This window comes from Pseudoalteromonas sp. (genome assembly GCF_041629635.1).
Classification (GTDB): domain Bacteria; phylum Pseudomonadota; class Gammaproteobacteria; order Enterobacterales; family Alteromonadaceae; genus Pseudoalteromonas.
The window spans coordinates 20,472-28,545 of sequence record NZ_JBFKMX010000037.1; the positions used below are offsets into that span (position 1 = coordinate 20,472).

Sequence of the window (8,074 nt, forward strand, 5' to 3'; positions counted from 1 at the left end):
CTCAAAAAGAGCGAGAAGGGTTAAGCTTAACAAAAGATGATTTAGAAAAGAGGACAATATAAAATTCCCGAATGTAAATTGTATTCCTTAAACAATATTAGTTAGCTTAAATGCTATCGTCCACTTACTGAGACAAAAGTCGGCAGAAATATATTATTTAATTTCAATTTGTTATGTTTTTATGGTTTTTGCTTACTGGAAGATTGCAAGGTATAACTATGAATTCACAACACTAACTAAGGTACTTTCAACATCATCAATTGAGATGGGCTTAGAGATGTACTCATTCATACCAGCGTTAAGGCATTTTTCTTTATCACCTAACATTGCATTGGCTGTCATTGCAATAATTGTTGTATTTTTATGTTGCTCACTAGCTTGTCCTTGGCGAATAGCTTGTGTTGTTTGATAGCCGTCCATTTCAGGCATTTGAATATCCATAAAAATAACGTCGAATGGTGTTTTTGCTTGTTTCAATTTAGCAAGTGCTTCAAGGCCATTTTCAGCTAGCTCACATTGTTGATTAAGCTTTGCTAATATGCCTTTAGCAACCAACTGATTTACTTTGTTATCTTCGACCAGCAAAATATTTAATTTAGGTAAAACTAAGTCTTTTAAATTGTTTTCTGGTGCGCTCAATTCGTTAATATAATGCCTTGTTTGCAATGGCTGCGCTTGTTTAAGTGGTTCACCATTATCGACAATGATTTGTAATGCAGCAAGTAAGTGTGCGCCAGTGGCTGGTTTTGGAAAATAGCCACTAAAGCCAATATCGGCAAAATATTGAGCATCACCTTTGTTTTGCATTGATGTCATCATAATAAGTTTAATATTGCTAAGTTCGCTATCTGTTTGCAGCTCTTTGGCAAGCATATCACCGCTCATTTTTGGCATTTGTCTATCTAATATCGCTACGTCAAATTGTGACGGTTGACCTTTTAGTGAGTGACATAAAGACAATGCTTCATCTGCGCTTGTGAGCGCAATAACGTTGGCACCCCAGTTATTAAGCTGCTTGGTTAAAATTTCACAGTTAGTATGATTGTCATCAACCACTAAAATTTTAAGGTTGTCGATCGGTACACTAGGCTGTAACAGCGTGTCTTTTGTTGCTTTTTTTACGCGAACATTACACGTGAACTCACTGCCTTTACCTTGTTGGCTAACTAGAGTGACATCACCGTCCATTCGGTTACATAGCTTTTTAACAATCGCTAATCCTAACCCTGTCCCCCCGTAATTTCGTGTAGTAGAAGAATCTTCTTGGCTGAAAAGTTCAAATACTTGTTGCTGTTTATTTGGAGCAATACCAATACCGGTATCCCTGACCACTAATTTTAGTCGCCAACATTCGGGGCTTTCATTTTCAAGGGAGGCGCTGAACACAATTTCACCTTGATGGGTAAACTTAATGGCGTTGCTAATGAGGTTTGAGAGAATTTGGCGAATACGGCTTGGATCACCAACAATATTGTGTTTGTTTAAACTCGAGGTGTCTAATATCAGTTCAAGCCCTTTACTTTCGGCTCGAATAGCAAACAGTTCGGCAACCTCGGAAAGCAGTAAATTCAAGTCAAATTGGATATGTTCTATTTCGAGCTTATCCGCCTCAATTTTGGAAAAATCAAGAATGTCATTGATCAAATTAAGTAGTGAGTTAGCACTGTTTTTGGCTATGGATATACGATGATTTTGCTCTTCATCGAGCTGACTACGGTCAAGCAGGTCTAGCATACCAATGACGCCATTCATTGGTGTGCGAATTTCATGGCTCATGCTTGCTAAAAATTCATCTTTAGCAATAACAGCCGCTTCAGCATCTAATTTAGCTTTCGTTAAGGCTATTTCATTCTCTACACGTTCGGTAATGTCATAGTTTACTCCAACCATATTTAATACTTTTCCGTTCGCATCTAGTTTATTAATTGCGGCAGCTTTAATGTATCGAGTTACACCTTGGGGAGTAATAATTCTAAATTCGGTATCGAACTTTGAATTGGTTTCGAGCGCATGGTCTAGGGTTGCGACTGCTTTTGCTTTATCGTCAGGGTGTAATCCTTGTTCCCATGCTTCATATGCACCTATAAACTCTGTATGTTCAATACCATAAAGCTTGAACATCCACTGGTCCCATTTTAGCTCTTGAGTTTGTACATTGTAATCCCAAATACCGATAGCAGCAGAGTCTGCTGCAAGGGCCATACGTTCATTTTTATCTTGAATTTCAATTTCAGCTTGCTTTGATTGGTGAATATCAAGGTGGGTACCTATCATTCGCTTCGGTGAGCCGTCAGCATGGCGTTCAACAATTTTTCCTGTATCGAGTACCCAAACCCAATCGCCATTTTTATGTTTCATGCGGGTTTCACAACTATAATGATGCGCATCACCTTGCCAATGTAGTTGTAGCTGTTTCTCTGCTTTTGCTAAATCCTCTGGGTGAAGTAGACTCATCCAGGTATCTACTGAAGTAGGGGTTAGTTCATCTAGGGTGTAACCAATCATTGTTGCCCAGCGTTCATTAAATATCGTCTTACCACTCTCTACATCCCAATCCCAAATACCCACACTGGTAGATTGCATGACAAACTCAAGACGTTGGTTTGTTTCTTTTAAGGTATTTTGTGCAGCGATGCGGTCGGTAATGTCTTGGAATGAACCGAAGACACGTAAACATTGGTCATTTGCCATTTCTGGTTGTGCGCGTGCAGCAACCCAAATTTCTTTACCTTTGGCAGTGATAAGTTGAAGCTCTTCTTGGAATGGTTTGCCTTCTTCAATTGCGCGCCGCATTAACTCGGCTATGCGTTCGCGGTTTTCACCTTCTCTGTAATAATCAATAGCAGTTTCTACAACGGGCTCAAACTCTTCATCTACCTCATGTATACGTTTGGTCATATTTGACCAATAAAGTGTGTTATCAGATACATTATATTCCCAAGCACCAATTTGAGCTTGTGCACTCATTTCTTCCATTAATTGCTGTTGTGATAGTAACTTGTCCTGTTGTTTTACACGCATCATTTCAAAGCCAATCCAGTGCGCGAATAAGCGAATAATTTCGAGGTCATTATTGGTGAAAGGATGTGAAGATATCTCAGGACTTGAAAAATTAAGTGTACCGAAACGTTTGCCTTCAACGAATATTGGACATCCGATGTAACTTTCTAATTTGAAGTTGGTATAGCAGGGGTGCGCGGCTATTTCGCTTTTCGCAACATGGTTGAATGCAATTGCAGTGTTGGCATTGAAAGTGTGAAAGCAATAGGTGTGTTCAAAGTCGAATTCTTGTTCAGGTAATATTTCGTTATTAGGGCATGCGCAATAAAGCACTTTATAGTTTTCGCTAATTTCACTCACAATGCCAAGTGGCAGTTGAAATATGTCACACCCCAGTTGCAACATAGCGTTAATTTTATCACCCATTGGTACATTAAAATTGTTGGTGATTTCATGAAGTCGTTTTAAGGCAAATTCTGCCTGCTTCTGTTCAGTGATATCATTTTGAATGATAATTGATTTTATATTTTTTTGTTGATTACTGCGCAAAGGCACAATGGTAGTACTAAACCAATAAAGTCGACCGTCTTTTGCTTTATTGCAGAGCTCGCCATGCCAGACCTTTTGATTGGTGAGCGCATTGGTGATTTTGCCGTAGTAGTTTTCATCATGTTTGTCACTGCGTAAAATTTGTGTTGTTTGGTTGATTATTTCGTTTTGTTGGTAGCCATAAAAGTGAGTAAACATTTTATTGTAATACAGAATGTTTGTATGTTGATCGACTAGGATTACAGCGGAATGTTTATTGAGGGCAAATTCAAAATCAGCAGCGCGATTTAGTTCTATAAGCAATTTAGTATATGTATCTGTCAACCAAGCCTGTTTTGGCTTAAGAAGAATAAACGCAACTCCTAGTAAGCTAATCAAGGCACCTAGCCAAATTAGAAAAATGAGTTCGCTGTTGGTTTGTTTGTCTTTTATGATGGCCTTTTCAAATAAAGTAACCACTAAGTGTAAGTCGACAAGTAGTTTGTCGCTGTTTTCTATCTCAAGTAATGCGCGTTGTGATGCTAAAAGAGTTTGCTTTTGCGTAAGTAACAACGCGCTATTTATATACTCTTCGAGGCGCGAAGAAAGGTTTTGATAAACCGCTGTAATTTCAGCTTGAGATTGTTTATCGAATAGACTTATTTGTTGTTTTAATTGAATGTTACTTTGACGAAGTTTAGTTGCAGCTTGAGCCAGTTTTTTATGGTGTTGTTCACCATAGTTATGGCTAATGATATGTGTAGCTAAAAGGGCTATACGTTGCGACAACATGCGCAGCTCACCAGCAGTATTTAAAATGCTGATATAGTTTTCTTGTTGTTTTTGAAACAAAGTAACAATAAAAAATGAGCAAGAAATTAAAATCGTGATTGCAGCAATTGCTAATTTATAGCGCTTGGAAAAGCTCGTTATTAGAGATTCCGTGCTTATCATGTATTTTTCTCGTTGTCTTTGCTATTTTTAGAGCTTAAATATTGCATTAAAATTCGACTATCGCCACTATTAAATTATACAAAACATATGGTTACTTAAATTATTCTGATTTGATTTTAGTGCTCTATATTTAGCTCTTTTAACTTACGAGTAAGCGTATTTCTGCCCCAACCAATTAAATGTGCAGCATCTTGCTTGTGACCATTACTATGTTTTAATGCACTTTTAATAATTTGGCTTTCTATTTTATTTTGAATATCTGGCCAAATATTGTGTTTGCCTTGTTTTAGCTCACTTTCAAACCAAGTTTGAAATTGTTGTTGCCAGTCTGAATCTTGGCTGCTTTCGCTATGCTTTTGCTGATCTGTGATTTCGTTTGGTAGGTCCTCAATGCTGATAAGTTGCCCAGGCGTCATTACGGTAAGCCAGCGGCAGGTGTTTTCTAACTGACGCACATTACCTGGCCAAGTAAATCCCATCATTTTTTTAGCAGCTTCTTTTGAGAGTATTTTACTGTCTACTTTGAGCTCTTTAGCACTTCTATCTAAAAAGTAATTAGCGAGTTGTTGGATGTCTTCACTTCGCTCTCGCAGAGGAGGTAATTTTAAACGCACTACGTTTAAGCGATGAAATAAATCTTCGCGGAATTTACCTTCACGGGCGAGCTTTTCTAAATCTTGATGGGTGGCTGCAATAATACGCACATCGACCTTGAGACTTTGGTGTCCACCAACACGATAAAATTCGCCATCAGCCAGTACCCGTAAAAGACGCGTTTGCACATCAAGCGGCATATCACCAATTTCATCAAGGAATAGTGTACCGCCATTGGCTTGTTCAAAGCGCCCTTTTCGCACGCTATCTGCACCGGTGAAAGCGCCTTTTTCATGACCAAATAGCTCTGATTCTACTAAATCCTTCGGAATTGCCGCCATATTTAATGCAATAAAGGTTTTTTCGCGACGTGGACTGTGGTTATGTAAGGCACCTGCGACAAGCTCTTTACCTGTACCGGATTCGCCATTTATCAGTACGCTCATACTTGATGCGCTGAGTTTACCAATGGCGCGAAACACTTCCTGCATTGCAGGTGCTTCACCAATAATATCAGGCGCTTTCTTTTCCAGTTTACTGGGTTTGATTTTAACCCGTGTATTTGCTCGACAGGCGCTTTCAACAAGTGAAACAGCTTCATTTAAATCAAATGGCTTGGCTAAATATTCAAATGCCCCTTTTTGGAAAGCCTGTACAGCAGAATCGAGGTCTGAATGCGCCGTCATAATAATTACGGGTAATCCAGGGTTCTGCTCAACGATATTTTCAAGTAATGACATGCCATCTTGCCCTGGCATTCGGACATCAGAAATAAGCACTGTCGGTTGGTCATATTCTAGTGCTGATGCTGCCGCTTCTGCGCTGGCGAATGACTCAGTACTAAAACCGGCGCGTTTAAGTGCTTTTTCGAGAACAAAACGAATTGAAGCATCATCATCAACTATCCAAACAGTTTTCATTCTGGCTTCTCCATTGAAAGGGGTAAATAGATATTAAATTCGGTATGGCCAGGCCAACTATCACATTCGATATAACCCTTGTGTTGGTCAATCAGGGTTTGCGCAATAGCAAGGCCGAGGCCCGAACCACCATCTTTATTGGTAACCATTGGAAAGAAAAGAGTTTCTTTCAGAGATTCATCGATGCCTGGGCCGTTGTCGATAACCTGAATTAATAAGGCATTTTTAAAGGCTTTGTTATGTAGCCTAATATGGTGTTTCACCCGAGTTTTCAGTGTTATAGTGCCTAACTCTGCAAGCTTGTTGAGCGCATGTTGTGCATTTTTAACAATATTAAGTAGCACTTGCTGGATTTTTCCGTTGTCTATGTAAACATCGGGAATACTCGGATCGTAATCTTTAATCAGTCTAATCTTATGCTGGTTGTCCAGCAGACTAAGTTTAATTACAGACTCAAGTGTTTGGTGAATATTGAACCACTCTTTTTTTGGTAGTTGATTTGGCCCAAGTAAGCGATCGACGAGTTCAGTCAGGCGATCGGCTTGTTCAATGATTAAGTTAGCACATTGTTCGCGCTCTTGTTGGTCAGTTTCGTACTGTAATAATTGCGCAGCTCCGCGAATACCACCTAGTGGGTTTTTAATCTCATGGGCGAGGCCGCGGATTAAATTTCGTGCTGCACTTTGTTGGTGCATCTGATGAGAGGCTTGATCATGTTTGAGTTCTTGGTTTAAAGAGCGGCATTCAAGCAGCATTAAAAGTTGATTATCTAGTTCGATTCTACGCGCGGAAAGACTAATTGTTGCATGCCTGCCATCGTTAAAAACCACATTGGCACGATGCTGGACACAATCATTTCCGCTATTAAAGGTGTTTTCTAGAATCTTTTTTAAATCAATAGAGTGGTAATGAAACAATTGCTTAAAATTAGTTGCAACAATGCGTTTGGTGCTAATACCAAATAATTCACTTGAGCTGGTATTGGCATAATAAAGTTTAAACTTGCCATCAACCAACAAAACGCAACTTGTAAGGTGTTCTAGTAACTTAATATAGTTAGATATGTCTTTAAGCATCATTGCACCATTTTAGTGCGCTATTTTAACTAAAATCAATCGAAATTGAGACTTACTATTAAAAAGCAAGAAATGTTCCGTATTTAGCCATAGAGGTGAGTTATTTCGCGATGCGATTGGCGCGATGCATAAAAAAGGTAATCTGCTCGCTTGTTGCGATGGCAATGCCTTTTTCATCAAAGAGTTGGGCTTGAATAGTATGGGCGCCGCGATCAACATTGCGCATTACAAAAACTGCATTTGATTGTGGAGGAGTATTACGTTTACCATTGAACAGTAGTTGGACTTTGAATTTTGGATTAAAGCTTGGTGTTATACGAGTAGATACATGTAATGAACCCGTATTATCACGAATGGTGTCTTCGTGGCTTGGAGAAACAATCTCAATGCCGTATTCGATCGCTTTAGTTTGAATATCGCTTTTTTCGAAGACTGAAGTGTCTGCCTTTTTCATACTGGTGACTTTATCATCTGCCAATGAAATAACCTTAGCACCGGGTCGCTTGGTATCAGAAAAGACCAAAACACCATTTTCATCACGCCACATGTAAATTTCTTTCGCAGAAACCTCTGCTGAAGGTATTAGCATAAAAAAAATGAATAGTGATAGCAGAGCGCTTCTAAAAGCCACATCGGATCCTTGCTTACGTATATTGTTATTATTTTAGTACTGAACTGACAAGAAAGCCCGTTCCTGGGTAAAACCCACAACAAAACCTGCAGTGAATCACTTCCCTACGGTATAAGTAATACTAATTTATAATATATACGTTAATTTTTCCACAAAAAAAGCCCGCAGAACGGGCTTAGGAACACACATTGAAACAATAAAATGAATCTGGAGGCGTATAATAATTACACGCTGTAGTACATTTCAAACTCAACTGGGTGAGTTGTCATGTTTAATTTTTCTACTTCTTTTGACTTAAGGTCGATGTATGCATCGATTAGGTCGTCAGTAAATACACCACCTTGAGTTAAGAACTCACGGTCAGCGTCTAG

General features: G+C 39.0%; 4 protein-coding genes and 1 pseudogene. All 5 read right to left on the reverse strand.

All coding sequences use genetic code 11. The features are described 5' to 3' along the window. Positions 1–216: 216 nt before the first annotated feature. Complete coding sequence (locus ABYD77_RS07625; RefSeq protein ID WP_372768583.1) at positions 217–4,482, reverse strand: PAS domain-containing protein; 4,266 nt, start codon at positions 4,480–4,482, stop codon at positions 217–219. A 116-nt stretch (positions 4,483–4,598) separates the two neighbouring features. Continuing rightward, positions 4,599–5,996, reverse strand: coding sequence for a nitrogen regulation protein NR(I) (glnG, locus tag ABYD77_RS07630; RefSeq protein ID WP_372768585.1), 1,398 nt, complete (start codon positions 5,994–5,996; stop codon positions 4,599–4,601). After that, the gene (glnL, locus tag ABYD77_RS07635; RefSeq protein ID WP_372768587.1) at positions 5,993–7,072 is read right to left on the reverse strand and encodes a nitrogen regulation protein NR(II); all 1,080 of its coding nucleotides are present in this window, start codon (positions 7,070–7,072) and stop codon (positions 5,993–5,995) included. Before glnL ends, glnG begins: the two co-directional genes overlap by 4 nt. A 100-nt stretch (positions 7,073–7,172) precedes the next feature. Beyond that, positions 7,173–7,703 carry a DUF4124 domain-containing protein gene (locus tag ABYD77_RS07640; RefSeq protein ID WP_372768589.1) on the reverse strand — a complete coding sequence of 177 codons (531 nt, stop codon included), beginning with the start codon at positions 7,701–7,703 and terminating at the stop codon, positions 7,173–7,175. Between the two features lie 224 nt (positions 7,704–7,927). After that, positions 7,928–8,074 (reverse strand): annotated as a pseudogene (gene glnA, locus ABYD77_RS07645) (glutamine synthetase); the annotation flags it as partial.